General features: G+C 52.0%; 27 protein-coding genes. 21 read left to right on the forward strand and 6 right to left on the reverse strand.

The window, feature by feature from the left end; genetic code table 11:
- Positions 1-50: 50 nt before the first annotated feature.
- The 3 genes from PV02_RS04585 to acs all read left to right on the forward strand — a co-directional run bounded on the left by PV02_RS04585 (position 51) and on the right by acs (position 3,023).
- Positions 51-377, forward strand: a complete 327-nt coding sequence (locus PV02_RS04585) for a HesB/IscA family protein (RefSeq protein WP_256622215.1) — start codon at positions 51-53, stop codon at positions 375-377.
- A 63-nt stretch (positions 378-440) separates the two neighbouring features.
- Positions 441-791, forward strand: coding sequence for a nascent polypeptide-associated complex protein (locus PV02_RS04590; RefSeq protein ID WP_256622216.1), 351 nt, complete (start codon positions 441-443; stop codon positions 789-791).
- Positions 792-1,133: 342 nt separating this feature from the next.
- On the forward strand, positions 1,134-3,023 hold the full coding sequence (gene acs / locus PV02_RS04595) for an acetate--CoA ligase (RefSeq protein WP_256622217.1): 1,890 nt from the start codon (positions 1,134-1,136) through the stop codon (positions 3,021-3,023).
- Between the two features lie 73 nt (positions 3,024-3,096).
- Here the strand turns inward: acs and PV02_RS04600 are convergent, their stop codons facing one another.
- Complete coding sequence (locus PV02_RS04600; protein WP_256622218.1) at positions 3,097-3,849, reverse strand: ribonuclease HI family protein; 753 nt, start codon at positions 3,847-3,849, stop codon at positions 3,097-3,099.
- A gap of 162 nt (positions 3,850-4,011) precedes the next feature.
- On the opposite strand from PV02_RS04600, the gene PV02_RS04605 reads away from it, so the two are divergent.
- The 7 genes from PV02_RS04605 (at position 4,012) to PV02_RS04635 (ending at position 9,497) form a co-directional block, all read left to right on the forward strand.
- Positions 4,012-4,803, forward strand: a complete 792-nt coding sequence (locus tag PV02_RS04605; protein ID WP_256622219.1) for a beta/alpha barrel domain-containing protein — start codon at positions 4,012-4,014, stop codon at positions 4,801-4,803.
- Between the two features lie 204 nt (positions 4,804-5,007).
- Positions 5,008-5,277, forward strand: a complete 270-nt coding sequence (locus PV02_RS04610; RefSeq protein WP_256622220.1) for a thioredoxin family protein — start codon at positions 5,008-5,010, stop codon at positions 5,275-5,277.
- A gap of 149 nt (positions 5,278-5,426) precedes the next feature.
- On the forward strand, positions 5,427-6,413 hold the full coding sequence (locus PV02_RS04615; protein ID WP_256623050.1) for an MBL fold metallo-hydrolase: 987 nt from the start codon (positions 5,427-5,429) through the stop codon (positions 6,411-6,413).
- Between the two features lie 94 nt (positions 6,414-6,507).
- A complete protein-coding gene (locus PV02_RS04620) occupies positions 6,508-6,927 on the forward strand; it encodes an EMC6-like membrane protein (protein WP_256622221.1) in 420 nt (139 codons plus the stop codon).
- 46 nt (positions 6,928-6,973) lie between these two features.
- Positions 6,974-8,743 carry a ribosome biogenesis/translation initiation ATPase RLI gene (locus PV02_RS04625; protein WP_256622222.1) on the forward strand — a complete coding sequence of 590 codons (1,770 nt, stop codon included), beginning with the start codon at positions 6,974-6,976 and terminating at the stop codon, positions 8,741-8,743.
- Positions 8,744-8,921: 178 nt separating this feature from the next.
- Positions 8,922-9,212 carry a ferritin family protein gene (locus PV02_RS04630; protein ID WP_256622223.1) on the forward strand — a complete coding sequence of 97 codons (291 nt, stop codon included), beginning with the start codon at positions 8,922-8,924 and terminating at the stop codon, positions 9,210-9,212.
- Positions 9,213-9,221: 9 nt separating this feature from the next.
- On the forward strand, positions 9,222-9,497 hold the full coding sequence (locus tag PV02_RS04635) for a demethoxyubiquinone hydroxylase family protein (RefSeq protein WP_256622224.1): 276 nt from the start codon (positions 9,222-9,224) through the stop codon (positions 9,495-9,497).
- 85 nt (positions 9,498-9,582) lie between these two features.
- Here PV02_RS04635 and PV02_RS04640 read toward each other — a convergent pair whose 3' ends face one another.
- The 5 genes from PV02_RS04640 to PV02_RS04660 form a co-directional block, all read right to left on the reverse strand.
- Positions 9,583-9,807, reverse strand: coding sequence for a hypothetical protein (locus PV02_RS04640; protein WP_256622225.1), 225 nt, complete (start codon positions 9,805-9,807; stop codon positions 9,583-9,585).
- Positions 9,808-9,890: 83 nt separating this feature from the next.
- Positions 9,891-10,307, reverse strand: a complete 417-nt coding sequence (locus tag PV02_RS04645) for a hypothetical protein (protein WP_256622226.1) — start codon at positions 10,305-10,307, stop codon at positions 9,891-9,893.
- Positions 10,308-10,330: 23 nt separating this feature from the next.
- Positions 10,331-12,163 carry a DUF11 domain-containing protein gene (locus PV02_RS04650; RefSeq protein ID WP_256622227.1) on the reverse strand — a complete coding sequence of 611 codons (1,833 nt, stop codon included), beginning with the start codon at positions 12,161-12,163 and terminating at the stop codon, positions 10,331-10,333.
- A 26-nt stretch (positions 12,164-12,189) separates the two neighbouring features.
- Positions 12,190-13,290: an ABC transporter permease gene (locus PV02_RS04655; protein ID WP_256622228.1), complete on the reverse strand. Its 1,101-nt coding sequence runs from the start codon at positions 13,288-13,290 to the stop codon at positions 12,190-12,192.
- Positions 13,283-15,091, reverse strand: coding sequence for an ABC transporter permease family protein (locus PV02_RS04660; protein ID WP_256622229.1), 1,809 nt, complete (start codon positions 15,089-15,091; stop codon positions 13,283-13,285). Before PV02_RS04660 ends, PV02_RS04655 begins: the two co-directional genes overlap by 8 nt.
- 308 nt (positions 15,092-15,399) lie before the next feature.
- Between PV02_RS04660 and PV02_RS04665 the strand changes: the two genes are divergently transcribed.
- The 11 genes from PV02_RS04665 to PV02_RS04715 all read left to right on the forward strand — a co-directional run bounded on the left by PV02_RS04665 (position 15,400) and on the right by PV02_RS04715 (position 26,208).
- On the forward strand, positions 15,400-15,507 hold the full coding sequence (locus tag PV02_RS04665; RefSeq protein ID WP_256622230.1) for a mechanosensitive ion channel family protein: 108 nt from the start codon (positions 15,400-15,402) through the stop codon (positions 15,505-15,507).
- A gap of 19 nt (positions 15,508-15,526) precedes the next feature.
- Complete coding sequence (locus tag PV02_RS04670) at positions 15,527-15,907, forward strand: mechanosensitive ion channel family protein (RefSeq protein WP_256622231.1); 381 nt, start codon at positions 15,527-15,529, stop codon at positions 15,905-15,907.
- A gap of 19 nt (positions 15,908-15,926) precedes the next feature.
- On the forward strand, positions 15,927-16,841 hold the full coding sequence (locus PV02_RS04675; protein WP_256622232.1) for an ABC transporter ATP-binding protein: 915 nt from the start codon (positions 15,927-15,929) through the stop codon (positions 16,839-16,841).
- 198 nt (positions 16,842-17,039) lie between these two features.
- Positions 17,040-17,399 carry a MarR family winged helix-turn-helix transcriptional regulator gene (locus PV02_RS04680; protein WP_256623051.1) on the forward strand — a complete coding sequence of 120 codons (360 nt, stop codon included), beginning with the start codon at positions 17,040-17,042 and terminating at the stop codon, positions 17,397-17,399.
- Entirely contained in the window at positions 17,396-18,796 is a 1,401-nt protein-coding gene (locus PV02_RS04685) for an MATE family efflux transporter (protein ID WP_256622233.1), read from the forward strand. The genes PV02_RS04680 and PV02_RS04685 overlap by 4 nt, the downstream gene beginning before the upstream one ends.
- 228 nt (positions 18,797-19,024) lie before the next feature.
- Positions 19,025-20,248 carry an adenosylcobinamide amidohydrolase gene (locus PV02_RS04690; RefSeq protein WP_256622234.1) on the forward strand — a complete coding sequence of 408 codons (1,224 nt, stop codon included), beginning with the start codon at positions 19,025-19,027 and terminating at the stop codon, positions 20,246-20,248.
- The gene (locus PV02_RS04695; RefSeq protein ID WP_256622235.1) at positions 20,245-21,252 is read left to right on the forward strand and encodes a TIM barrel protein; all 1,008 of its coding nucleotides are present in this window, start codon (positions 20,245-20,247) and stop codon (positions 21,250-21,252) included. Before PV02_RS04690 ends, PV02_RS04695 begins: the two co-directional genes overlap by 4 nt.
- A gap of 95 nt (positions 21,253-21,347) precedes the next feature.
- Complete coding sequence (locus PV02_RS04700) at positions 21,348-21,914, forward strand: ArsR family transcriptional regulator (protein WP_256622236.1); 567 nt, start codon at positions 21,348-21,350, stop codon at positions 21,912-21,914.
- Between the two features lie 150 nt (positions 21,915-22,064).
- Positions 22,065-23,207, forward strand: a complete 1,143-nt coding sequence (locus PV02_RS04705; protein WP_256622237.1) for a radical SAM protein — start codon at positions 22,065-22,067, stop codon at positions 23,205-23,207.
- On the forward strand, positions 23,204-24,049 hold the full coding sequence (locus PV02_RS04710; RefSeq protein ID WP_256622238.1) for a DUF4130 domain-containing protein: 846 nt from the start codon (positions 23,204-23,206) through the stop codon (positions 24,047-24,049). The genes PV02_RS04705 and PV02_RS04710 overlap by 4 nt, the downstream gene beginning before the upstream one ends.
- Positions 24,050-24,093: 44 nt before the next feature.
- A complete protein-coding gene (locus tag PV02_RS04715) occupies positions 24,094-26,208 on the forward strand; it encodes a MutS-related protein (RefSeq protein WP_256622239.1) in 2,115 nt (704 codons plus the stop codon).

Below are 26,208 nucleotides of genomic sequence, written 5' to 3' on the forward strand. Positions count from 1 at the left end.
TGATTACCCAGTAAATCACCTTGTAGTCAGTTAAACAAAGAGGACTTAATATGGTAGAAGTAAGCGAGAAGGCAGCATCAGAATTGAAATCCCTGCTTCAGGAGCAGGACAAACAGGATTATTCTTTGAGGATATTCATCGCAGGCATGAGCTGTTGCGGTGTCCAGTACGGAATGTCACTGGACAATGATATCAGCGAGGATGAAGACATTGTGGAAGAGAAGAACGGGCTGAAGATCGTTATTAACAAGAACGATGTAGAGGGCCTTTCCGCAGCAACCATTGACTACGTTGAAGGACCCCAGGGTAAAGGTTTTATCATTGATAATGCCTCTTCAGCAGGTTCATGTGGTCCGTGCGGCGGTGGCTGCCACTAAAGTCAGGAACATTGGTAAGAATATTTAAATAGATACAATCGGGTATTGCTATAAGGTGATTTAATGCTTCCGGGAATTGGCGGCAGGGGAATGAACCCTGCAAAAGTCAAACAGATGATGAAACAGATGGGTATAAACGTTAATGAGATCAACGATGTACAGCAAGTGATAATCAGGACTCCTGATAAGGATATCGTGTTCAATGATGCAAGCGTTTCTGTGATGACCGCCCAGGGTGTTGACACCTACCAGATAGTGGGCACCCCGGAAGAGATCGCCAGAGAAGTTGAGATTCCCGAAGATGATGTGAGGCTGGTGGCGGAGCAGACCGGAGTTCCGGCTGAGAAGGCAAGGCAGGCACTTAAGGATGCCAATGGCGATCTTGCAGAAGCTATACTGGCTCTCTCATCTTAACCATTCTTTTTTTCAGGCTCTTTTAGTTTCTTTCCAGCATTTTGATCACTACATTATACGGTAATGTCTGTTGTTTGTCCCGGCGGATTATAATTTGTCCTTAACGCTGTCAATTTTATCAGACCACAATAGACTTATAGTTTATCATGATTATTCATGCTATAAGGTAAAACCTTCTCTTAGATTGGGTTCCACGATCCGCCGGTCGCTGATCCGTAGTTTCGCCTAGTTTGTCCGGCTTGCATATCAGATATTCCCTGGCGCAGGTTTGTCTCCGGCTGGTATGAAACCCATGTCAGTTCAAGGAGATATACAGTCTTTAATATTGCATTCGGGGTGAACATGTCTGAAAATTTTGATGTAAAGCTGGACGGCAAGAGTTACCTTCCGGACCCTTCCGTAAAAGAGAGCTCATGGATACAGGATTATGAGACCGCTTATAACGATTTCCTGAAAGATCCTGAAGGACACTGGGCAAATATCGCTGAGGAACTTGACTGGTTCAGGAAATGGGACCGCGTGAAGGAGTGGGAGCACCCTTACGCTAAATGGTTCACCAATGCAAAAACAAATATCACCTACAATTGCCTCGACCGACATATCTTCAATGGCAAGAGGAACAAGGTAGCGATAATATGGGTCGGTGATGACGGCAAGGAAGAAGTGATCACATATCGCCAGCTTTACCGCGAAGTTATGAGATTTGCCAACGGCCTCAAGTCACTTGGTGTCGTTAAAGGTGACAGGGTATGCATCTACATGCCCCTTGTACCCGAGCAGATAATTGCCATGCTTGCATGCGCCCGTATTGGTGCTGTCCACAGCGTCGTATTCGGGGGCTTCGGATCCAATGCCCTGCATTCCAGGATCAAGGATGCCCAGGCAAAGATAGTGGTTACTGCGGATGCAGCCATCAGGCGCGGCAAGCGGCTCGACCTGAAGACCCTTGTTGACAAGGCTGTCGTAAATGCTTCATGTGTCGAGAAGATAGTTGTGCTCAGGAGGATGTCCCCTCCCATGGAACTTTTCTCTGAGATCGAGGTGGATTTCAACGAGATCCTGGACAAGGAGGATAAGGAGTGCGAGCCCGAGGTAATGGACTCGGAGGACCCGCTCTTCATCCTTTACACCAGCGGCACGACGGGGCCTGCCAAAGGTATTGTCCATACCTGCGGCGGCTATATGGTAGGGACCTACTACACCTCCAAGTACATGCTGGACTTAAAGGAGAGCGATGTCATGTGGTGCACGGCGGACCCCGGATGGATAACCGGACACAGCTACATCGTTTATGGCCCGCTCTCGGTGGGCGCTACCATACTGATAACGGAGGCAACCCCGGATTATCCGAACCCCGGCATCTGGTGGAGCATGATCGAGGAGTTCGATGTGACCGTGTTCTACACCGCTCCCACTGCCATCCGCATGTTCATGAGGCAGGGGGAGGAATGGCCGCAGAAGTATAATCTGGACTGTCTCAGGATACTGGGTTCGGTGGGCGAGCCCCTGAACCCCGAGGCTTTCGAATGGTACTACCGCGTCATAGGTAAGGGCAAGTGCCCCATCCTGGATACCTGGTGGCAGACGGAGACAGGCATGCATATGATAACCACCGCTGTGGGCGAGCCCATGAAGCCCGGGTTTGCAGGCCGCCCTGTCCCGGGCATTATTGCCGATGTGGTGGATGAGAACGGCCAGCCCGTGCCTCCCGGTACAGGCGGCCTCCTTGTTATCAAGGAACCCTGGCCTTCAATGATGAGGACGGTCTACGGCAACGACGAGCGATACAGGCAGTACTGGAGCACCATCGGTAACTACTACACGGCAGGCGACCTTGCAGTAAAGGACGAGGACGGCTATATCATGATACTTGGCCGCTCCGACGATGTGCTCATAGTTGCAGGCCACAATATAGGCAGTGCTGAAGTGGAAAGCGCCCTTGTGTCCCATGAGGCCGTGGCCGAGGCTGCGGTGATCGGCAAGCCCGACCCTCTCAAGGGAGATTCCATAAAAGCCTTCATCATACTGCGCGTTGGCTACAAGGCCAGCGATAAGCTCAAACTGGACCTTGTGTACCACGTCAGGATGAACCTGGGGCCTATTGCCATTCCCTCTGAGATCGAGTTCGTGGAATCCCTGCCCAAGACACGCAGCGGAAAGATCATGAGGAGGGTGCTCAAGGCCAGGGAGCTCGGGAAGGACCCGGGAGACCTCTCCACCTTGGAGGAGTGAGCCTCCCATTTACTTTTCTCCACAGGGGCATGAGCCCCTGTCCTCCGTAAAAGATTGTCATGACCTGGGATCCTTATCTTCCTCTCGTCTTCCTGCTGGCTATCTCGATATCGGTCTTAACTTTCCGGATTGCAAGGTCAACAGCAAGTCCCCGGAGCATCCATCTTAAGGCGGAGGCCTGGTGCCGCCCATCCTCCCTGAACTCTTTCACGGCAAGAGCACTTGCATCTTTACCTGCCTGCTCTCTAAGCTCGTCCAGTCCCGTCCTGGAAAAGCGGTCAAATCCTCCCACTTTCAATCCTGCGAAGGACTTGAATCCGGGAGAAGGGTGTGCATTCAGTTCCCGTATCTGTGTCTCCAGGGGTGACGTACCGGATTTCTCCGGGCATGCTATGAATTGCCTTTCGGCTGCTCTGGCTTGCACTCCTGCCGGCATTGCCAGCCTGTCGGCTATGCTGTTCTGCTCCCTTGGAACCCACCTGAATGTTACCTTAAGCCCGCAGCTTTGAATTAAGGAATCTGTCTGCTCTTTGATGAGCGCAAGGTTCCGGTTGTTCACTTTCCATTTGCCCGACATCTGGCTGATGACAAGCTTGCTGTCCCCGCAGACCCGGAGAGGGCCCTTACCGCCCAGCTCAAGATAATGTGCTATCCCCTCCCTGAGTGCAGTGTACTCGGCTACATTGTTAGTGTTTGAGGGAGAGCCCTGCTTCTCTTTTCTTCCTTCGGTGGGTTTCCTCTCTCCCTCCCAGCTGATCACCCATCCAAATCCCATCCTTCCTCCTGGATTCGGGTCGCAGGAGCCATCAAAGTTCAGTTGGTCCATGGAACATCTGAACCGGCTCTTTATTCTTTTAATTATCTGTCGTCCCCGGGCTGGTCACCTCAGTTCCCCGTTTGCCATACTGACGGGGTCGCAGCGGCACATGCTCAGAGTGTAGCAACAGTTATGAAGTATGTAAACCAAGTTAGTGTAATTGGTGATAGCATGGTTGACTTTTTTGATCTCTATTTATCGGAGGATTGTCCATACGGCGACGAGACAACAGAGCTCCTGGGCATAAGCGGCAAGGGGAGGCTGCGTATCATGTCGCGGGAGCATGGTGTGGCTGCCTGCATGGACGATCTTGGCGATGTATACCGGAGGAACGGGCTGGAAATCGTCAGCAGCCTCAGCAATGGTGCCGAGTTCAATGCACACGATGTCATATTCGAGGCCCAGGGCGACCTGCCTGCGCTTTTCAGGTTATGGAGGGTCTCACAGACATTCCTTTCACTGGTCTGCGCCATTGCTTCAAGCACCCGCTTCAGTGTCGAGCTGGCACATAAGGTCAATCCGGACCTGATAATAGCAACCAGCAGGAAAACTCATCCGGGTTTTCGTAAGTACGAGCTCAAGGCCGTAAAGACGGGAGGCGGCCAGCATCACCGCAACTCCCTGAGCGATTCAGTCCTTATCAGCCCGAACCATCTCAACATAGTGGAGGATATCGGCAGGCTGAGGTCCACCAGGAAGATAGAGATAGAACCGCGCACCAGGGAGGAGGCGTTCAGGTACGCACAGCTTGCGGATGTGCTGCTGCTTGACCATTTCGGCCCGGAGGAGCTGGGATCCCTTGTGCCTGAACTGCGCAGCCTCAATCCGGGGCTGGAGGTAGCTGCAGGCGGCATCGATCTTAAGCTGGTTGCGGAATATGCAAAGTATGTGGATATTATTGTGACAAGCGAGCTGTATTACTCAAAACCCCTGGATATTACCGCGAAGATAAAGAAATTATGATCCTGTTTTTCCCGAAGTAGTCCGGAAATTATATATGCTATTATCGCAGAGGTTGTGTGTATACTTCACATGACCATTGTATATTGGCTTTATGGATTGGCTGACGGACTGATATGTTCCTCCGGTCCGGAAGCCGTCGGTAAAGCAGTTATATCAACAGGTCATTCTTGATTTAGCAGTTCTTAATCAAAGCAAGGTGTTAACATGAGCAAACCTGAACTATTGGATTTTAGTGCAACATGGTGCGGACCCTGTAAGATGCAGAAGCCCTTCCTTGAAAAAGTGAAGGAGGAGCTGGGGGATAAGGTTGATGTCAAAGTCATCGATGTGGATCAGAACCAGGCACTTGCGTCAAAGTATGGGATCCAGGCAGTTCCCACCCTTATCATTCTCAAGGACGGCAATCCTGTGAAGCGCTTCACTGGCGTTACCACTGCAGGTGTCCTTATCGAAGAACTGAAGAAAGTGCTTTAAGCACTTCCATTCATTGTTCACCACTTTTTTACATCCCCTTCACTTTATTTCTTACTAGAGTATCCGTTCTCGAAAAAGCGTAAATACTATGAGTTTAATCCCTGTTTCGAGGAATACGGACCGTGCAGGAAATTGTGGATCTAGGGGTAATGGTCTTCAGGCAGAAGAACACGAAAGGTACCTTGAAACCCCATCTTTCCGTAAAGTTCAGGTCCGATGAGGGAAAACTTGTCACTTTTTCCATAGACACCACCAGGACACCTGCAAAGTACCCGCAGCCGGATGCCTATCTTATTACCCATGCCCATTCTGACCACCATGGAATGTCTGCCATGCTCTCGGACCGCGCCGTATGTTCCGACAAGACCGCCCGCGCTCTGGAGATAAGGCACGACAGGATATATAAGGGCAGGACCATGAAGGTCGGCGGCTCCATTGACATTAACGGCGTCAGGGTCACAGCCTATCCTAATTTCCATACGGTGGGCTCCACATCCTTTTACTGGGAGAACGAGGTCGGTACGCGCATCCTGGTCACGGGGGATGTGAAAGACGCTTCCATGCTGCCGGAATGCGACGTGCTCATCACCGAGGCCAACTACGGGGACCCCGGAGATGCCACGTGCTATTTCGATGACGACCTGATGGGTTTCAGGAATGTCCTGCAGGACAATCCCTGTGTCGCTTTCGGGGCCTATGCTTTCGGTAAGGCCCAGAGGACCGTGGAATTGCTGAGGGGTCTCGGATATAACGGCGCCATAGCAATGGAAGAGAAGTCCCTTGCCCTGACCCGCTACCTGCTCGAGGACGCAGGCGACGTCATAGGACTGGAAGAGTCATGCGGCGATGCTGTATGTGTTGTGCCTCCATGGGATCTCGACAAGCTTCCCGTGGGAATGTCCAAGTACGTCATGACTGGCAGGTGCGACTACCGTTACCCGACCATACAGATAAGCGACCATCTGGATGCAAGGGGTCTCACCGGCATGGTGCAGGCCATGGACCCGGAGTTCACCCTGGTCTACCATCCTTCAGGGCACAGGCCGGGGAGGTTTGCAGCCCACCTGCGGGGACTTGGTTTTAATGCCCTCTCGCTTGACAAGGTCAGTAATGTGTTGAGCAATGAGTTTATCTAGGTTTGTTATGTTAGCCTGTGCAGGATAAAAGTTTATATAACTATCAGCTTTCTATAGTATCCACATTATCCAAGTTGTTCCAGGAGATTGTCAATTGCCAAAAGCGTCCAAGAGAAAACAAGCGCGTGCTCCCTCTGCTCCCTCAGGGGAGGCGGTCACAGTAAAGGAAGCGGGGCAGGCAGATGTAACCGTTGCTGCTTCGAAGCCTGCATATAAGGTGAAGACTCCGGAAGAGAGGAAACAGGCACACATAGAGGGTATAATAAAGACAGCAGTTGCATCTGTGATCGGTGTCATAGCCGGTATACTTTCCTACAGCCAGTTCGGTGTCGGTGATGAGGTAAGATGGTATGCTGTGGTCGTTATCGTTGTTGCGCTTGCATACTACGCATTAAGGCTGATCTTCCCGCTTATCAGGATCGACACGAAGGAATTTGGTTTCAAGGACTGGTTCTATGTTGAGTTCCTGGTCGTGGACTTCTGTCTTGTGACATGGACTCTGCTCTTGAATTGACCTTCTCTTTTTTGAACATGCATCTTATTTCAGTCAGGGATCTCACATGCGAATAGCCATATTGAACAAGGACAGGTGCCAGCCAAGGCGCTGCAGCCATGAATGTGAAAAATATTGTCCCAGGGTGAGGACAGGGGACGAGACCATAGTTTTCCCGGAGGGTGGCGGAAAGCCCCTCATCTCCGAAGAGCTCTGCGTGGGATGCGGTATCTGCATCAACAGGTGCCCTTTTGACGCTATAATGATCATAGGCCTGCCGGAAGAACTCACTGCGCCCACACACAGGTACGGGCCTAACGCCTTTGCACTCTATGGACTCCCGGTTCCGCAGGCCGGCAGGGTGACAGGTATCCTGGGACCCAACGGTATAGGAAAAAGTACTGCAGTGCAGATACTCTCCGGAACCCTTGTGCCCAATTTCGGCGAAGGAACCGGGAACTGGGAAAAAGTGCTGCAGCATTATTCAGGCACAGCCCTGTATGATTATTTCAGTGAGGTCATCGACGGTAATATCAAGGTGTCGCAGAAGCCGCAATACGTGGACATGATACCCAAGGCCTTCAAAGGCAAGACCAGCGAGCTGCTTGACAAGACCGACGAGCGTGGCGTGCTCAGCGAGCTTATTGAGAGGCTTGGTCTCACTCCTGTTATCGACAGGAACATCACCGAGCTCAGTGGCGGCGAGCTCCAGAGGGTCGCGATCGCGGCCTGTGCTGCAAGGGATGCAGATTTCTATTTCTTTGACGAGATAAGTCCCTACCTTGACATCTACCAGCGCATCAATTCGGCCCAGCTCATCCAGGAGATATCCAAAGACAAAGCAGTGCTCGTGGTGGAGCATGACCTGGCCATCCTTGATATGCTGGCGGATGTGGTGCATGTGGCATACGGCCAGCCCGGGGCCTACGGTGTAATCACCTACCCCAAGGGTGTGCGTATCGGGATAAACCAGTATCTTAAGGGTTATCTCCCGGAGGAGAATGTGCGTATCAGGCCCGAGGCCATTAAGTTCGAGGTACATCCCCCTCGTGTGGAGACTGACATCGAGACACTTGTGGATTACGAAGGCTTTTCCAAGAAATACGGTAATGGCTTCGCCCTTGAAAGTGAAAATGGTTCCCTTAAGCAGGGCGAAGTGCTCGGGATCGTCGGACCCAACGGTATCGGTAAATCCACCTTCGTGAAGATCCTGGCCGGGGAGATCAATCCTGACGAGGGCAAGCTTGACCTGACCATCACCATCTCCTACAAGCCGCAGTACATTAAGCCTGATGTCACGATGCCTGTGCAGTATTTCCTGCGGGGCATATCCCGCAAGTTCGATACAAGCTACTTCCAGTCAGAGGTCGCCAAGCCGCTGAACCTTGAGCCATTATATGAGCGCAACCTCACGGACCTCAGTGGAGGAGAGCTCCAGAGGGTTGCCATAGCAGCCTGCCTGTGCAGGGACGCGGATATGTACATCCTTGACGAGCCCAGCGCCCACCTGGACGTGGAGCAGCGTTCCATGACCACCAAGGTCATCAAGAGATTTGCCGAGAACAGCGGCAAGACCGCCATGGTGGTGGACCACGACATCTACATGATAGACATGCTGAGCGAGCGCCTCATTGTCTTTGAAGGTGAGCCTGCGGTCTATGGTAAGGCACACCAGCCCTCCAGCATGCAGGATGGTATGAACAGGTTCCTGGCCAATCTCCATATCACGTTCAGGCGTGACGAGGATACCTCCCGTCCCAGGGTCAACAAGCCCGACTCAAGGCTTGACAGGGAGCAGAAGGCCAGCGGGGAGTACTACTACCACAACATAGAGTAGTGCCCCTTCTCTTCCTTTCTCTTTTTATGTCCGTACTCTTTTCTCCACGAAATTTATAAGTACATGCGGGTCCCATCAAATATGGGGATTATAACAGTGGTCCGGATATCTCTCAAAGAGCAGCCGCTGTAGATCATAGTTAACTGTAGATTCCATTAAAAGTTAAGGGAGTATGCATATGTTGTCAAAGATACCTGTGGATTTGTCCAGAGTCGATAAGAAGGACCTGGACCTGGAAATACTGAGAGCGGCCATCATTGCTGAATTCGATGCCATCAGCCTCTATGAGCAGATGGCAGGCCTTACTGACAATGAGGAGGTCAAAAGGGTACTTATGGACGTGGCTCATGAAGAGAAGACCCATGTGGGAGAGTTCCAGACCCTGCTGTTGAGGGCTGATGAGGAGCAGAAGCAGGAGCTCAAGGCCGGGGAGAAGGAAGTTGACGAGGAACTGTCAAAAAAGGACTGAGGTGAGAAGATGCTATCGGAGATACCGGTGAACCTGCAGGCAGTGAAGAAAAAGGACCTGGATAAGGAGATAATGAGGGCTGCCATGATAGCCGAGCTGGATGCCGTCAACCTGTACGAGTCAATGGCCGCACTTACCGACAACGAAGATCTTGCCGCCATCCTGCACGACGTAGCCAGGGAAGAGAAGGTCCATGTTGCCATGTTCCAGACAGTGCTCATGGAAGTTGACAGGGAATACATGAAGGTCATGGCAGATTACGCTCTCGGGAAAGGGAGGGTCTGACCTCCTTTCCCTTCAGTGTTCTGAATTTATTTTTCCCGCCGCATCCTTCCTGGGCATAAACCCGTGCGGCTGCCAGGCTGGCAGCTCATGGGAGTCTTTTTGCACGGGAGTAAGCATCGTATATGTTATAGAGCCAGAAGAGCGCAAGTATGATAAGAGTGACTCCCAGGTGCCCTGACAATATCAGGATGAACGCAATGGCAAAGAACAGCATTCCCCTGCTAGTATCCCCGTTGTTCAGCTGGCCAAGGCCAGGGAATACAAGTGAGTAGATGGCCGACCTCGCAGGATTTGGTTTCTTGCGCTGCACGGTTGTTTCAGTATCATTTCTAAGATTCCGCTCTTCTTCCAGATAAATTCCCCCAGCTGGATTTTATCTCCCATACTATTTTATCATTTGCCTGATGGACCGCGTTTCAGCAGTGCGTCCTTTATCCTGAGACTGATATTGTCAGGGCTCTTAGGAAACTCTGCAGGCCTGCCCGGCTCCTGGCCCTGCGCTTTCCTTCTCTTTCCTGCGGTAAGGTACCAGGTGAGGAATTCCGTGTAGAGGATGATAGCTATCAGTGTGGACCACAGTGTAAGCAGTATATGGAAATTGTTGACCGGTACCAGTCCTTCGGCAAAGCGGAAATGTTCGTATGAAAGAAAAGCCACTGATGCCCCGGGCATTAAGATCACTGCAAGCAGGGGCACTGCTGCCAGGACAAGCATTGCCAGCCTGGAGGATATCCTTATAAGTACGAAAAGCACTGTCAGCGCAAAAGTCACAAACAGCATCATGCAACCGATGAAAGCCAGGATCTCCATTCAGATCCTCCGTTGGGTAGGTCTCATTTAAATCCTCCTCTTATGACCAGGTACACAAGACCCGGTATGATCGCAAGCAGTGATAACATGGTGATGAAAGCGGACAGCAGGAATCCGGCGGCTTTGGTGCGCGTCAGTCCGGAATTCCCCTGATCAGGAATACGGCCTGTGTTCCCATCTGTATGTTCCGTACCTGCGGTGCTGCCTGCCTGTGCGCTGGCAGTGGTAAGTCCGTCATCGACATAGATCAGCAAGGCCTCTGAAGCAGAACTGTACTTATTCCCCTGTTCATCTTTACACTCTGCCACTGCAGCAGGCAGTCTGATGCTTCCCGCCTCTTCCGCCTTTACAACATAGCTTATCTCCCTGGATGCACCTGCCTCGAGGTCCCCTTCCCAGCCGAGCTGGCCTGACAGGAGGGAAACACCCTCGGGGATACTGTCACTAAGGCTCACATGGGTCCTGCTGTCTCCGTCATTGATGAGAGTGACAGATATCCCGGACATCTCTCCGGTAAAAAGGTAAGCTGGATCTATTCTCTTCTCCACTACGACCTTCGAGCCTCTGATCCTGAAGATCTCGCTGACAGGATCGGATTCCACACTGTAGGTCTCTCCTGAGTCGTTCCACTGGACGACTGCCGGGCCGAAGCTAAAACTGCCCGGTTCAGTTGGCTGTGCATTATATATTATCTCTTTTGTAGCACCCGCATCAAGCACTACGGCCCATTCAGTTCTTTCCATATCCCCGGGGATCATCGATGGCGGCAGCTCATCCAGTACATTCACTGCCACCCTCGACCCTGCGGTGTTCCTGAGCTTCAGCGTTATTATGAAATGGCCATCAGTCCCCATCGATTTATCCTCTGGGGATTTCCTGACAGCCTCCACTTTCTTCTCAATGGATATGTAAGGCCTGACCTGCACTTCAACAGAGGCCTCCCCGGAATAGGCATTACCTTTGTAATCGTATCCTGTCACCTGTGACCGTATCAGCATGTTCCTGGTGACCGGGGTCACAGGTGCCTTAACGGGGAAGGTGAACCTTTTCATCTTCAGTGCATCAAGGGAAGCATGCTGGAGCTGTGGCTCCTTCACCAAACCTGCAGAGGAGCTCGTGCTGAGGATGATACCGTGCAAGGGAATGGTGCCGCTGTTGGTAAGGGTAAGCATGTACGATATGTTCTCGTTCGAGTCGTAGGCCAGCTTATCGGTCAGTGCATCAATGGTCAATGCCGGCGCCCCCGGCCTGAAGGTCTCGATAAAAACCTCCCGGGTGTTAGGGTTGATGTAGATGGCACGGATCATGAACTCTTCCGAGAATTTCCTGTAGTCTCCCGACCGGTAGCTTTCCTCAAAGACACCGCTATTTCCCTCCACACTGAAAAGGGCACCGCTCTCCCCGACTTCTTTGACCCTGATACGGTAACCGCCGTCTTCCAGTATGTCGCCTGCTTTCATGGATTTCCTGGGCACGCTTGTGATCCACACCCTTTCATACTTCTGCTTGTAAGTCTCAAGTGAGACTGCTCCTGAATCTATCCCCGATATCCTGATCTTCAGTTCATCGTCATATACCTGCTCGCTGTTTGCAGACGCATCAACTAAAAAAGATTCCTTGAAGTCCCTGTTGCGGTAGATGAGGACTATGGCAGAAGGTTCGAACTCACTCATATCCACAGAATATATCTTCACCGTGAATCCTTCAAGTTCCGCCCTCTCTCCGGCAGCAAGCGTGTAGGCGCCCTGGAATATCCAGATGTCCTCGTCCTGTATATCGTAGGCACTGGCCGGATATGCTAAAGCGGTCAGGATCAGGATCGCAAGTGTCGTGAAGATGTGCGTTCTCACAGCCATTGTGTGCATATATGTATTTTTATCTTTTAATTGTTATCGTATTTCCTTTTCACGGTGGCCGCTGTCAGGATACCCAATGCGAGAGCCACGAGTGTATAGATACCCATCCACAGGGTGGACTCCGCTGTCCCTATACTGCCTATTGACAGCCGTGTCACAAGGTTGAGCGGTGAGTTCGTGAACAAGTAGGAGGCCATGAAAAGAAAGATCAGTATCATGGAGTACAGAAGCTGGGAAACTCCCCTGTCCCTGAAGCTGATCGATATCATGCTGCTTATCAGGACAAGTATGGCTCCAATCAGTGTGACCACCATCAGTATGCTGAAGAAGTTCCTTATGACTATCATATTTGCACCCATCAGCATCATCCATGCAAAGGCCTGGAGGGGCACTATGGCCACTGCAACAAGCACTTTACCGCTGACTATATCCATCATGGACGCCGGGGTGGCCAGCAGCAGCTCCATTGTCTTCCTCTCGAACTCCTCGGTGATGAAATCAATTACAAGGCCTCCTGAAATGAAAGCCGGGGTGAACACCAGCAGAGGAAGCAGGGCCACGTAAATGAATTCGAAATAGGTGGAAGAGGTCTTTATGCCTCTCTTATTGATATTGACCTCGATGGGCGAATACCCCGGCAGGCGCTGTGTCCTGATGTCCCTGACATGCTGCTCGAACTCCTCAAGAGGCTCTTTCATCTGGAGCGATATCAGGGTGGCCTTTATTTCCGATTTTGGGAGGTATATGTCAACATTCAGTATCTCCTCTCCCTCAGGAGGGCCGGGGGGAGCGATAACTATGGCGTCAACCTTGTGTTCGTAGAAGTCTCCATAGGCAGGTGTCAGGTCACTGTAGAGCCGGGTGTTGAGCTTGCTTTCCCGGAGCAGCCTGTAGAGCTCGTTGTCCCCGGTTCCCACAACTGCAATACTTATGCCCTGCATCTCTATATCTCCCATGATGGTGGGATCGTAGAACGACGTAAGCCCGATGACAAGGAATGTCGAGAAGGAAGCGATGAAAAGCTGGATGAGCACGGAAAGTATGAATGTCTTCTCGCGCATCAGTTCTCGTGTTTCCTTCCTGGCGATACTTCTTATTTTCCCGTAAGGTCTTGTACGCTCAGCCAAGAAGCACACCTCTCAGGATGAAAAGATTGTATATGCTGTGGACCAGGGTCGCCAGGATCACCGACAACAGGTACCTCCTGGTGCCGAACCTGTACATCACCAGAGAGCTGACCGATGCTGTGGAGATATGGAGTGCCAGGGGCACGAGCAGGAGAGTGCCCATGGTCATCACTGCCCCGAAAGCCGAACTTGCTATGGGCGCCAGGGTAAGGAATGCCACTGCCTTTTCCCCGACGAAGAATCCCGTGCCAGAGAGGGCCGCGAGCCTGAGGGCACTTTTCAGGTTGGCAGGCTGGAGCTTCCTTTTGAGGATCGTGTATATCCCGGCCGACTTGACCAGCTCCTCTGCCATGGCGGAGAGTATTATCATGATAACGACCGAATGCGGGGCAGGCAGGTTGAACAGCATGACGATGAGCATCAGCTGGGTCATGTATACGAAGGGGATGAAGATGATGCTCAGCAGGAACACAGAGCCGTATGAACTTGAAAGGAACATTTCCAGGCAGTCCGTTATCTTCTCCGGGACCGCCTTCTGGGTGAAAAGATCCTCTTCTCGATAGATGTATGTACCAAAAGCAAAGGCAGAAAGCGCTACAAAGTAGAATGGCAGTGTCGAGAACAGGTAAGTATTCATCAGCACGGTCTCGCCCTCTATAAGGCGGACGATGAGCGTGATGGGTGAAATAGAACTGATAGCGTGTATGTTCGCAAACATGGCCGGGAAGAACAGGTATCCTGAAATGACCACTGAGAGGAAAACGCTGGTGAAGGTCAGCTCCTTAAAGCTCCTTGAGAGTATGGCCCCGAAGAAGGAAAGTGCGAAGAACAGGAGAACGACGGGGAATATTGTTATAAGTATCAGCAGTGAGCTCTGTGCGGTCCTCATGTCGGCCGGGAATCCCGTGATGTACACGGTGATGACTGCCTGGATGAGAAGAGTTACAATGATGTATGGCAGTGTCTTGCCTATGACCACATCCCTGCTCAGGAGCGGTGCCGCCAGGACCAGCTCCCCTTTCTTGTTGGTACGCTCGTCCATGATGCTTGTGGAATAGAACTGCGAGACGAAGTAGATGGGAAATATGAACAGGAAAGCGTAAAGAATCGCTGTGAAGGGTATCGGAGGCGAGAAGAAGGATGGAGTGGAGAGTGTCTGCTTCTGGAAGAAGGCCCTGCCCCTGTAATCATCCAGCTCGCTGATGTCTTCCGGGAGCATGAACGAGGAGCCCCTGTTGAGATATTCCTGTGTGATCTCGCCCCGGGGATAATCTTCTCCCCGGTCCTTGTTCCCGGTGTCCTGCACTGCCTCCATGGCGCCTGTTGCATTCCGGGAGCTCAGTAGCTGGAAGTTCTGGGGTCTCTCGATATCGTGGACCGTGACCCATACCGGATGGCTGTTATTGATGTCATCGTAGGAGGTCAGCACTGCTTCACGGTACTCTTTGATGGTATTCTCAAGTGCGCTTCCGGCTGCTGCAGACTTGGCACTGTCCCCAAGGTACACGTTGTTACCAATGATGACAAGATCAGCCCCGTACATGTAGAACTGGGTGGCCTCATATATCGTTAAGGGCATATAGCTGAACCTCTGGTCACTTTCAAGTATGGGGCGAAGTGTAGGTTCGCTGGATGCTGCGGTATATATTTTCTGGTTCATACTCATCTGGGTCTGTACGGCTGCAAAGGATGCTGCTATGACCAGTGCAAGAGAGAATGCCAGAAGAAAGGTGGACCTGGTATCGAACTTGAGCTTTGACCTGAAAAACTCCCATTTAGCGATAGTGTACCATCCGGACATTAAATTTATTAAGCAGGTTATTATATTAATATGTATGCAATTATTTTGCTTTTACTGGTTATTTTTTTCTTATATGGAAAGTAACTGAAAATTGTACGCCTTCCGGAAAGGGATGTACAGTAGCTGTAAAAACGGTAGACCTTCCCACACTTTAATCCCGCCCCATTCCCTATAAGAATCTGCCAGTTTCAAAGCTGGTCTTTGTCTTTTTCCCCTTGCTATCGGAATTATCATTGCAGGTCTCCTTTCCGGTACTTTCCGGAGAGGGCTCAAGAAGACAAAGCTTCCGTAGCCTGTGACAGAGTTCCTTGCGAGGTTCATGCGCACCGGGAATTGATGTAAGTGCTGTTGTGATCGGCCTTTCCGCAGTCATAGGGCTGGCACTCGGTCTTGGTATGCAGGATTCCAGCCCGTAGAGTAAGCGTTGACGTTGGCGTGAGATACGGCACGGATATCGGCAGGGCGGTCAATGTTGCCCTTGAGCTGATAAGGGGACACCCGAAAGTGCTCGAAACACCCTCCCCTGCGGTGATCACCACCGAGCCTGCGGACCCGTCTGTAAATCTGCAGCTGCGCGCGTGGGTAAATACCTCCGACTTCTGGCCTGTCAAGAACGACCTGACAACAGGCATCCACAATACTTTCAACAGGGAAGGCATAAGCATTCATTCCCGCAGATGGATGTGTATATCAAGGAACATGCGAAGCGACAATGGAGTTAATAGTACCTCTGCAGCAGCAGGCCCGGCGGTTGCAGCGCGGAGCCGTGCTTTTACTTGTATGCATTTTTATTTTTATACTATTGCTTATATATAGTGAAGTATATTCTCTTTCTGTGGAACAGAAGATCATCACAGTGGAAGGACTCAGGAAAGAGTACGGGGATTTCGTTGCGGTCGAGAACCTGAGCTTTTCCATAGGAAAAGGAGAGATATTCGGGATAGTAGGTCCCAACGGTGCAGGGAAGACAACTACATTGAAGATGCTCAGCGGCCTTGTCAGGCCAAGCAGGGGCACCATCACAATGAAGGGGCTGGATATTGGCAGGGATGCCGTTAAGATCAAATCCTTCCTGGGATTCCTTCCGGAAGAGTCACCCCTGTACGAAGGCATGGAAGTGGATGACTACCTTATGTTCTTCGCTGAGCTGTATGGCGTCGGTAAGGATGTAGCCGGGAAGAGGATCAATGATCTGCTCTTCGACCTTTCCCTCAATGCCGGCGGCAAGAAGATAGGTGACCTCTCCAAAGGCATGAAGCGCAAGGTCGCAATAGCCCGCTCGCTGATCAATGACCCCGATATCCTGATCTTCGACGAGCCTGCCTCAGGCCTCGACCCCATGACCTCGCGCTATATTACGGATTACGTGCGTTCCCTCAGGGAGGCAGGCAAGACTGTCATCTTCAGCGCCCATAACCTGTACCAGGTGGAAAGCCTGTGCGACAATATCCTGATACTGAAGAATGGCAGGATGGTCACCCTTGGTACGGCAGCCCGCATCCGCGAGGAATTCGGGAAGATACAGTACCGGCTGGAGTTCAGGGTGGACAGCGCCGAGGACTACGGTCTTGCAGAACTGAAGAAGGCAGGAGATGACTATGTTATAATCACTAATGACATTAGCATTATCAATAACACCACCAAGTGGGTCGCATCCAAAGGCGGGGATATCGTCGAGATGCGCACCATCGTGCCTTCACTGGAAGAGATCTTCCTGGAGCTGATGGGAGTCGAGCTATTCGTTGACTGACCCTCAGCGTTTTTTTTATATAGGTATAGTTGCGTATGCAATTGTTGCAATAGCAATAAAAAGAGGGTTAATATAGTTCTTTCAGCTGAAAGCGCAGAGTGCCTGAAGGCAAGAGGCCACCAGTCAATAGGAAGGGATGCATTCCTGTTCTCCAGGGAGATCCATACCTTCATAGCCAGGGAGCTGGAGCCTTTCGGCATAGGAAGCGGACAGTTCCCTTTCCTTATGCGCCTGCTCCATCGCGATGGCATCAGTCAGGAGATACTGATACGGGAGCTGAACTGCGACAGGGCCACGGGTACCAGGGCTATCAATAAGCTTGAAGAGAGCGGTTATGTGCTCAGGGAGACGGACCCGCAGGATAAGCGTGCCTACCGCATATGCCTGACTGATGAAGGAAGGCATCTGGGGCCGGTGATCAGGCAGATGTCAGCCATCATTAACAATATAGTGTTCGATGGTTTCAGTGAAGAGGAAAAGGAACTCTTCATCAGGATGATAAGGCGTGCCGCCTTCAATATTGCACACGAGAATGACCTCAGGAAGGCCCAGAAATGAAAGAGGACACCACAGAAGGCAGTTCAGGGATGCGGACGCTGGCAGGCGATCCAAAGAAAGCCATTCTCAAGCTGGGCCTGCCTATGATGTTCGCAATGTCCATCCAGACAATATACAACCTGGTTGACACTTTCTGGGTATCGGGCCTGGGTTCCGATGCACTTGCAGCGGTGGGCTTTGTGTTCCCTTTCTTCTTTGCTTCCATAGCCCTCTCCACAGGTCTTGGCGTAGGCGGAGGCTCAGCAATATCCCGCAGGCTTGGTGCGAAAGACAAGCAGGGCGCTGATAACGTGGCAGTGCACACCATGATACTGATGCTTGCACTGTCACTGCTGTTCGCTGTGCCGCTGTTCTTCTTTGCAGAGAGCATCCTGAGTGCCATCGGTGCGGGGAATACCCTGGACATGGCAGCTTCCTACGGGAAGATCATTTTTGCAGGCACTCTGTTCATATTCTTCCCAAACGTTGCAAACGCCATCCTCCGCAGCGAGGGTGACACCAGGCGAGCCATGCATGCGATGATCCTCGGCTCGGTACTCAATATCATACTGGATCCTATCCTGATATACAGCTTTGACATGGGCGTGGCAGGTGCTGCATGGGCAACGGTGATATCCCTTGCCGTGACTGCTGTCCTGATGGCAAACTGGCTGTTCTTCAGGAAGGACACCTATATTTCCTTTGATTTCAGGGACTTCAGCTTTGACAGGGGAATCCTCAGGGACATATTCAGGGTGGGCCTGCCCGCATCGGTACAGCAGTCCTCCATGGCGCTGATGATGCTTATCATGAACGTCATCATAATATCTGTCAGCAACACGGACGGGGTTGCCGTATATACCGTGGGCTGGCGGGTAGCTACCATCGCGATCTCCCCGCTGATGGGAATTTCAACCGCCGTTGTTACCATGAGCGGGTTTGCGTATGGCGAGGGCTCCTATGGGAAGCTGTCCTCTTCTCATATCTATGCCACAAAGATCTCCCTTCTGGTGGAGACCGCGATAGCTGCCCTGACCTTTGTCCTGGCTCCTCAGATAGCCTACGTTTTCACCATGTCGGAGAGCGCCTCCCATATAACCGGCGATCTGGTAATATTCCTGCGGATCATCTGCCTGTTCTATCCTATGGTGTCGCTGGGTATGCTCTCCTCGTCGCTCTTCCAGGGAATAGGCAAGGGTGTCAACGCGCTTATTGCAACTATCCTGCGTGCCCTCATATTCGTGCCTGCCTTTGCGGCCTTCTTTGCAGTGTACCTGGGCCACGGACTTGCAGGTATATGGTGGGGTATTGTGGTCGGCAACATCCTCGGGTCCTTTTTTATCTTCACCTGGGCAAGGATGCACGTTGGATCGCTGCTCAGAAAAGAAGCAGCTTTTGCAGTCGCAGAGGCTGCCTAAGCTCCTGCTGGTAAGGGCTTTGCGCCCGTCCCTGAGAGCCTGTATCTCTTGAAAACCTATTTAATCAAGCCCTGATAATACCTATGTGGTTTCACGTGATCAGTACATCAACACTTGATATTGTCCAGCCGCTAAAGCCGCTGCCTGCATAAACAACAGGTATGGAGGTGCTCTGGATGGACAAGTTGGGTTTAATCGAATGTTGCTGTAGAATATGAAGGCGATCTTATGGTAAAAAATGAGGATACCGTCTGCAGTACAGATAGCCATCCGGAAGATCCTGTGCTTTCTGCCCACAAAGGTGCTGTCATACTGCTGGAAACATCCTCCGGGGAAAGGGTGTACAGGCACGATGATTCACTTGTCGTTACGCTGCCCCTCGGCAGGAGCACTCTCACTACTTCGTGGGTGGGGGGCGGATACAGGGAAGACCTTCAGGCAGTTTTCAATCATCACGTGTCCAGGGATAAGCACTCTGCAAAGGAGCTTGAGGGCGGCAGCATCCCTGCGTACCTGGAGATAGTTTCCCGCAGGCTCGGGCTTGACCCTCAGAGGTCTTCGGGACTGCTGACCGCAGCCTGCATGGAGAATGCCGCAATATCCACGCGCTCTTTCAGAGGAGTCGAGGTCACCGTAATCGTTACTGCGGGGATCGATGGCAATGGCGGAAGGGTGGGCGATCCAGCCTCCTATTATGAGGAGGACGGGAAATTCCTGTTCATCCCGGGCACCATTAACACTATACTGCTGGTAGGTGCGAACCTGCCTCCACATACAATGGCCAGGGCCCTCGTGACAGCAAGCGAGGCAAAAGCCGCAGCCCTGCAGCAGCTTATGGCCCCAAGCCGGTATTCACAGGGAATTGCCACAGGGTCGGGTACCGATATGAGTGCCGTGATCGCCGACAGGACGAGCCCCTGCTGCCTGACGGATGCAGGAAAGCACTCCAAGCTGGGGGAGATGATAGGCCTGTGCGTGCTTGAGGCGGCCACAAGGGCGCTGGAAATGGAGTCAGGAATAACGCCCCTGTCCCAGAGGGATATGCTGCTGCGCCTTGAGCGATTCGGTGTGGATGAGGCCATGTACTGGAAAACGGCATCAAAGCTGGAGGGCAGCAACCACAGAACAGATTTCCTGAAGGCCCTGCGGGAAGTGTCAAGAGCCCCGTCCCTTGTTGGAAGCACGTCTGCTGTCCTGCATATAATGGACGAGATCTCCTGGGGACTGCTGCCTGAAACAGCAGGGAGGAAGGCTGCAATATCGATCATGAAAGGCCTGCCTGACATGCTGGGATGCGCTGACGGAGTTCCCCTGGACCGCCTCCTTGATGAGAAGGATTGCATAATCGACAACTGGTTAAGGATAACTGCATGGATCATCAAGAACGGTAAATGGAGGGGAGTGTGCGGGCAGGTCCCCGGGCCTGAGATAAAAGAAGGGGGCCCGACATGAAGGAACTTATGAATCTCTCGACCTACGCGGTCGAGCTGGACATATTTGATTCTGACTGGGGCAAGGTCGAGGGTTTCCTGGCAAGGCACCGGCTTGACGGGTTAGAACTGTACGTGGACCAGTCAACCCTTACGGAAGGAATTCCCTCCCGGCTCATTCAGGGTGCTCACCTGCCGTACTGGATGGGGCGCCACAGGGCGTGGGTGGATGATAAGGCTTTCTCCTGCGGGATCGATGATTCTGAGAAAATATATCTTTTCGGCGGTCTCAGCCGCGATGAGGTGGTCGGGAGCTTCAGCAGGGCTATGGGAAATGCGCATTCCCTGGGAGCTGCATATGGTGTCTTCCACGTTGCCTACGTGGAGCTTGAGCATGTATTCACCCGTTCCTTCAACTGCACGGACAGGGATGTTATGGCTACTACAGCGGAATTCCTTAACGAAGCCGTGAGGTCCTTTCCCAATGAGGAACCTCCCGTGCGTCTCTTCTTTGAGAATCTCTGGTGGCCGGGGCTTACTTTCCTGGACCCGGAGACTGTGACTTATTTTACAGAGCTCCTTGATTTCGATAACTGGGCCTTTGTGCTTGATGTCGGGCACCTGATGGCTGCCACCATGCAGTGCACCAGGGAGGAGGATGCGGTGGATACTGTGCTGGAAGTGCTTTCAAGGCACTCAGACGACCTGATCGACCGCATAGAGGGGATGCACTTCCACTGCAGCCTGTCAGGCGAATACATGCGTGGGGGCCTGGGTATGGATATGCCTGAAGGATTCGGAGAGCTTCCTTTCTACGACCGTCTGGGCAAGGTAATGCAGATAGTTGAAAGAATGGACCAGCATATGCCCTTCACCCATGAGCGATGCGCCGATATAGTCGACTACGTCAGGCCTGATTACCTGACACATGAGTTCATACTTCAGGACCTGCTGTCAACGGATCACAAGCTCAGTACGCAGAGGGCTGCTCTTGCCAGTGGGACGTACAGGGATCTAAAGAGATGACCGGGTGTTTTCCTGCTGCACCGTTTTCATCAGCGTCCCTTCAGGTATTGATTATCAGGAACATATTTATATAAGTCTATATATCCCTTATATTTATGAGCATGCCCGATAACAACGATATTGAAGACCCTGAACATGCGGACCGCCTGAAACTGTTCAGCGCACTTGGGAGCGAGACCCGTCTGAGGATGCTGGAAAAGCTGACAGAGGGAGAAATGCATATCTCTGAACTTGCCAGGGAGCTCGACATATCTGTCCCCGTGGCGGCAAAACATGCCAATATCCTTGAGGCTGCCGCGCTGATCCAGAGAAAGGTCTACGGGAAAACGCACGTGCTTAAACTGAACAACAGGAACCTCTTCAATGCCCTTGACATGTTTGCGCCGTCAAAGACCGTTGAGATCGAGAAGGGTGCCACACTGCTTGAAACACTCAAAAAGGTGGCTGTTGTTGAAGTAAGGAATATACGCGGTCAGGAGAACGTCGTTTCCACCAATGGCGAGGAAGGCTTCTTCGTTTACGAGGTCAATGGCGAGTTCTCGGACAAGACCGTGAGTAATTTCACCTTCGATAAGAACTCCACCGTCATGTGGAAAAAACTGGAACCCGTAAGCGTCCTTAAGGTCAAGGTCAAGGTCAGGGACAAAGGACCGGAAAACTGAAGCCCTATCCGGACCTGTTGCTCATCCATTTTTGCTGCCCTTGCCTTCTAATTCTTTCTTCTGCTCAGCCTGAGCCATTTCCTCTTTGCACATAATACTTTCACCCCGCACGGCTCCGGCTTATATATTACTGAACTGCATTACTGTGCAATGACAAACCAGCACGCTGCAGGCGAACATCATTTCACCCTTACCGAGAGGATGAAGATACTCTCCGAGGGGACAAAATATGACAGCTGTAACCAGAGTGCTGTGTGTCACGCCTTCGGTCCTGACGGGCGCTGCATACAACTGTACAAGACCCTTCTCACAAATGCGTGCGCAGGCGAATGTACATATTGTCCCAACAGATGTGGACGCCACTCCACACGCACTTCCCTGACACCAGAGGAGATCGTCAGGATCACCTGGTCCTTTTACAGGAGAAATGCAGTGGAGGGACTGTTCCTTTCCTCCGGGATAATAGGGGATGCTGAAAGGACTGCGGAGAAGCAGCTTGAGGTGGCGAGGCTGCTGCGCAGCCAGGGCTTCACAGGTTACATCCATATGCGTGTGATGCCGGGAACCCCTCTGTACCTGCTGGAGGAAATTGCGGACTACGCCAACAAGTTCGGCGTGAATGCCGAAACGACCAGCTCGGTCAACTATTCGGAGATATGCCCTAATTTCGATTACACCAGCGATGTGCTCCAGCGTCTCCAGTGGACAAGGGACCTGATAAAGAGAAAGAGGCATGAGGTCGGATACGGTGGGCGGATAGTCGGTGCCAACGACACGCAGTTTGTGGTGGGTGCTCTCAACGAACCGGACAGGGACATCATCGGGACGGTGGACAAGTTCATGGTGGAGTATGAGCTGAGAAGACCTTATTTTATGAGCTTTGACCCCGTCCCGTCCACTCCTCTTGAGAATCAGCTGCCTTCTCCGAGGTGGAGGGAGATACGGCTCTACCAGACTTCATATCTTCTCAAGGATTACGGACTGAAGGCCTTTGATTTCGATGCAGTATACGATGACAACGGCTTTCTTGTAGATACGGACCCCAAGATCCTGCTGGCGATGTCACATCCCGAGCGCTTCCCGGTGAACGTGAACTCCGCCAGCAGGGAGGAACTGCTGCTGGTACCCGGTATCGGGCCGGTAAGTGCTAACCGGATAATCCAGTCCCGTCCGATCTCTTCCGAGAAGGAGCTCATGCGCATGGGTATAGTGATCTCAAGGGCAAGGCCCTATCTAGAGATAAACGGCCGCCGCCAGACAAACCTGTCATCTTTCATGGGGGCCGGTGCATGAGCCTGCGTGTTATAGCGTTCAGGGATAATGTTGAGGGAGTGCTCCTTGCAGCATATGAGTTATTGCAGGACCCCTCTGCAGAGCTTCTTTTTGCAAAAGACATGAATGAGCTCAGGAGCAAGATCGCTTTCTCGGGAACAGAACGTGAGCTGAAGGCTGTGGGCTTCAGGCCGCCGGCAGACTGTACCACCCTTGCACACAAACTGCTCGGTAAAAGGACGGGCCGCCTGTCCCCACGGGACCCGGATGTGGAGGGTTATATAAGTCTCGTCCTGCGCCATTCATCGTGCGATCCGGCTTCACTGGTGCGCTTCATCTGCTCATGCAACGGCAGCGCAGACATGCTTTACTCGGGCAAGACCCCTGCCGGTAAGAGATATTATACTTACATGCGCGATGTATCGCGTTCATATCACCGGCTGTCCATGTTCGCACGTCCGGAGCTTGTCAACGGGATACTCTCGGTGAAGGTGGATTCCCCTCACAGGATAGGTGACATGTTCTGCCGCTGGCTTGCCGGGAAGAACCCCGACCTTCCTGTAGCTGTCCTGGAGAAGGAAACAGCATGGATAGGCAATGGGCGTTACCTGGGACTTGAGAACTTCACACATATCCGTTCTTCTTTCCTTGGAAGCCTGAGCTTCTCCGGCGCTCCCGATGATATAGATGACCTGTGGGATGTCTACTATGATTCCCAGATGATACAGGGAAGAAGGAATAAGAGACATGCCAAGCACCTTCAGCCAAAGGCTTCCTCTTCCATAAGTGAAATGTCCGCACGGGACAGGTACAAGGTCGAAAGAGGCATTTCCAGCTGCACCCTGGACAATTTTACCGGATAGTGGTCTGGATAAGTGTTTATATTTAAAAATGAAAGGTAGTTTTTATGTCGGTTGATATCAGGAGCTTACGTGATATACCCCGCATAGGGGACAAGATGGCCAAGCGCCTCATTGAGCATTTCGGAAGTGAGAGCCTGGCCCTCGAAGCCATTGTAGGTGGCGATATTGCCAGCATCTCCCAGGTCGAGGGCATGGGCCAGCGTTATGCCATCACCCTCGTGCATGATGTCCGCTCCAGGAAGGAAGGAGTGACAGCGTGTGATTTCCTGAAGACCAGGGAAGCCATGGATGTTTACGAGAAGGTCCTTGACCTTGTAAAGGGCTTCGCCCACACTTCCTATGCCAGGGACAAACTGAACATCTATATTCCCTATCCATCCAGCAGGTCCGACATTATAATGGAGCTGCGCAGCTCAGTCTCATCCTGCATGGACACCGCGAGGCTCCTGAAGGATGATGAGGAGATACTCGCCCTGCTTCCCAAGGTAAAGCAGCTCAGCTTCAAGTTCACGATTCCCAAGGTGCGGGACCGGGTTATCGTAACTGCGGACCAGAAAGTGTTCGAGTATGCCCGTGAGAGATTCGGGTCGATGCTGGATGTGCACCTTGCAAGGTCACTGTCCGAGTTCATTGACACAGCAAGGGGATATTCCCATGTTATCGCAGCTGATGATGCATATCTCTCTTTTGATTTCCCGGAGGATGTAAGGCCGGAGTTCATCACTGACCTTAAGGGTGCAGAGAACTGGCAGATCATTCCCGAGAAGGATATATCCACCTTTGCAAGGAACCTCGAGAGCATCACCTGCTCGATACGGGTGGTGCAGCTGCTACGCTCAAAAGGTATTGGCTTCTATGCCGGCGTGCCTGATAAAGATCTCGGGAAACTTGCTTCCGTTCTCTCGGTGATAGATGAGAATGGCAATATAACCGCAGGCACTGACAAGGAGGTTGACAGGCTGCGTTATGTGATGGCCGGCCTTGACCAGTCCGTTTCCATCGCCGTGAGGAATGCCAATGCAAAACTGGATGAATGTCTCGTGAACAGTGAGTTCACATTGCGCGGGCAGGAGATGCTGAAGGTGATGAAGGGGTCGGTGGAGCTGAAGGATCTGGTGGGTAAAAAGCTGCGCGCTTCCTATCATACGGTGGTCAGGGAGTGCGCCGGTGAGGTATGCAGCACCCTGAGCCTTGAAAAGAAGGAAGCCCTCTTTGTTGACTCGCTCTTTCCTGAGGAGATCACGCATCCGCTTGAAGCCGATCGTGAGCAATTGAATGTTCTCAGGCAGCATATTGAAAAAAAGATCCTGAAAAGGCAGCTTGAGCACAAGCGTGAGGTTTCCAGGGTACTTGCATCTTCTCTTGACACTGTCAGGGGCATGGTCAGGGAAGTACTGGATTTCGACGTCGGCTTTGCAATAGGATGCTTTGCGTCTTCTCACAACCTCGTCATGCCGGAGATAGTAGAGGGTCCAGGTTTTGGTTTTGAGAAGGGCAGGAACATGTTCATCCTCTCCAGGCATGGCAAGGTCGTCCCGATAGATTATTCAGTAGGCGGAACCCGCTTCAGCCCTCAGGGAGATCCAAAACGGGTCGTGCTCCTCAGCGGTGTCAATTCGGGAGGTAAGACTTCCATGCTGGAGTTGCTGGCGCAGTCCGTCATACTGGCACACATGGGCTTCCCGGTGCCTGCATCAGCCTTCGAGCTTTCCTTCACTGACGGGATGTACTATTTCGCCAAATCCAAGGGCACCTTGGATGCGGGGGCCTTTGAGACCACGCTGACCGAGTTTGCAGTCGTTGCGGACGACACAAGCAAGCTGGTGCTGGTGGATGAGCTTGAATCCATAACCGAACCGGGAGCCTCGGCTAAGATCATAGCAGGCATACTCGAAGTGCTGACAGAGAACAGGCGGAGCATGGCAGTATTCGTATCGCACCTGTCGGAACTGATCCTTGAGAATACGAAAAGCAGCATCCGTGTGGACGGTATAGAAGCCAGCGGACTTGATGCGGACCTGAACCTCATCGTGGACCGCAGTCCAAGATACGATTATATTGCAAAGAGCACGCCTGAGCTCATTGTGGAGAGGCTCTCGAAGAAAACAAGTGGAAAGGAACAGGAATTCTATGCAAGGTTAAGGGAAAAGTTCAGGTAA

The organism is Methanolobus chelungpuianus, assembly GCF_024500045.1.
GTDB classification, from domain to species: Archaea; Halobacteriota; Methanosarcinia; order Methanosarcinales; family Methanosarcinaceae; genus Methanolobus; species Methanolobus chelungpuianus.

Excerpts from the sequence above, each read along its gene's own strand:
- PV02_RS04715 (WP_256622239.1), top strand. The coding sequence starts at position 24,094 with ATGTCGGTTGATATCAGGAGCTTACGTGATATACCCCGCATAGGGGAC.
- PV02_RS04635 (WP_256622224.1), top strand. The coding sequence starts at position 9,222 with ATGCTATCGGAGATACCGGTGAACCTGCAGGCAGTGAAGAAAAAGGAC.
- PV02_RS04600 (WP_256622218.1), bottom strand. The coding sequence starts at position 3,849 with ATGGACCAACTGAACTTTGATGGCTCCTGCGACCCGAATCCAGGAGGA.
- PV02_RS04615 (WP_256623050.1), top strand. The coding sequence starts at position 5,427 with ATGGTCTTCAGGCAGAAGAACACGAAAGGTACCTTGAAACCCCATCTT.
- PV02_RS04685 (WP_256622233.1), top strand. The coding sequence starts at position 17,396 with ATGAAAGAGGACACCACAGAAGGCAGTTCAGGGATGCGGACGCTGGCA.
- PV02_RS04710 (WP_256622238.1), top strand. The coding sequence starts at position 23,204 with ATGAGCCTGCGTGTTATAGCGTTCAGGGATAATGTTGAGGGAGTGCTC.
- acs (WP_256622217.1), top strand. The coding sequence starts at position 1,134 with ATGTCTGAAAATTTTGATGTAAAGCTGGACGGCAAGAGTTACCTTCCG.
- PV02_RS04650 (WP_256622227.1), bottom strand. The coding sequence starts at position 12,163 with ATGGCTGTGAGAACGCACATCTTCACGACACTTGCGATCCTGATCCTG.
- PV02_RS04660 (WP_256622229.1), bottom strand. The coding sequence starts at position 15,091 with ATGTCCGGATGGTACACTATCGCTAAATGGGAGTTTTTCAGGTCAAAG.
- PV02_RS04630 (WP_256622223.1), top strand. The coding sequence starts at position 8,922 with ATGTTGTCAAAGATACCTGTGGATTTGTCCAGAGTCGATAAGAAGGAC.
- PV02_RS04625 (WP_256622222.1), top strand. The coding sequence starts at position 6,974 with ATGCGAATAGCCATATTGAACAAGGACAGGTGCCAGCCAAGGCGCTGC.
- PV02_RS04610 (WP_256622220.1), top strand. The coding sequence starts at position 5,008 with ATGAGCAAACCTGAACTATTGGATTTTAGTGCAACATGGTGCGGACCC.
- PV02_RS04690 (WP_256622234.1), top strand. The coding sequence starts at position 19,025 with ATGGTAAAAAATGAGGATACCGTCTGCAGTACAGATAGCCATCCGGAA.
- PV02_RS04705 (WP_256622237.1), top strand. The coding sequence starts at position 22,065 with ATGACAAACCAGCACGCTGCAGGCGAACATCATTTCACCCTTACCGAG.
- PV02_RS04695 (WP_256622235.1), top strand. The coding sequence starts at position 20,245 with ATGAAGGAACTTATGAATCTCTCGACCTACGCGGTCGAGCTGGACATA.
- PV02_RS04645 (WP_256622226.1), bottom strand. The coding sequence starts at position 10,307 with ATGGAGATCCTGGCTTTCATCGGTTGCATGATGCTGTTTGTGACTTTT.
- PV02_RS04590 (WP_256622216.1), top strand. The coding sequence starts at position 441 with ATGCTTCCGGGAATTGGCGGCAGGGGAATGAACCCTGCAAAAGTCAAA.
- PV02_RS04585 (WP_256622215.1), top strand. The coding sequence starts at position 51 with ATGGTAGAAGTAAGCGAGAAGGCAGCATCAGAATTGAAATCCCTGCTT.
- PV02_RS04700 (WP_256622236.1), top strand. The coding sequence starts at position 21,348 with ATGAGCATGCCCGATAACAACGATATTGAAGACCCTGAACATGCGGAC.
- PV02_RS04605 (WP_256622219.1), top strand. The coding sequence starts at position 4,012 with ATGGTTGACTTTTTTGATCTCTATTTATCGGAGGATTGTCCATACGGC.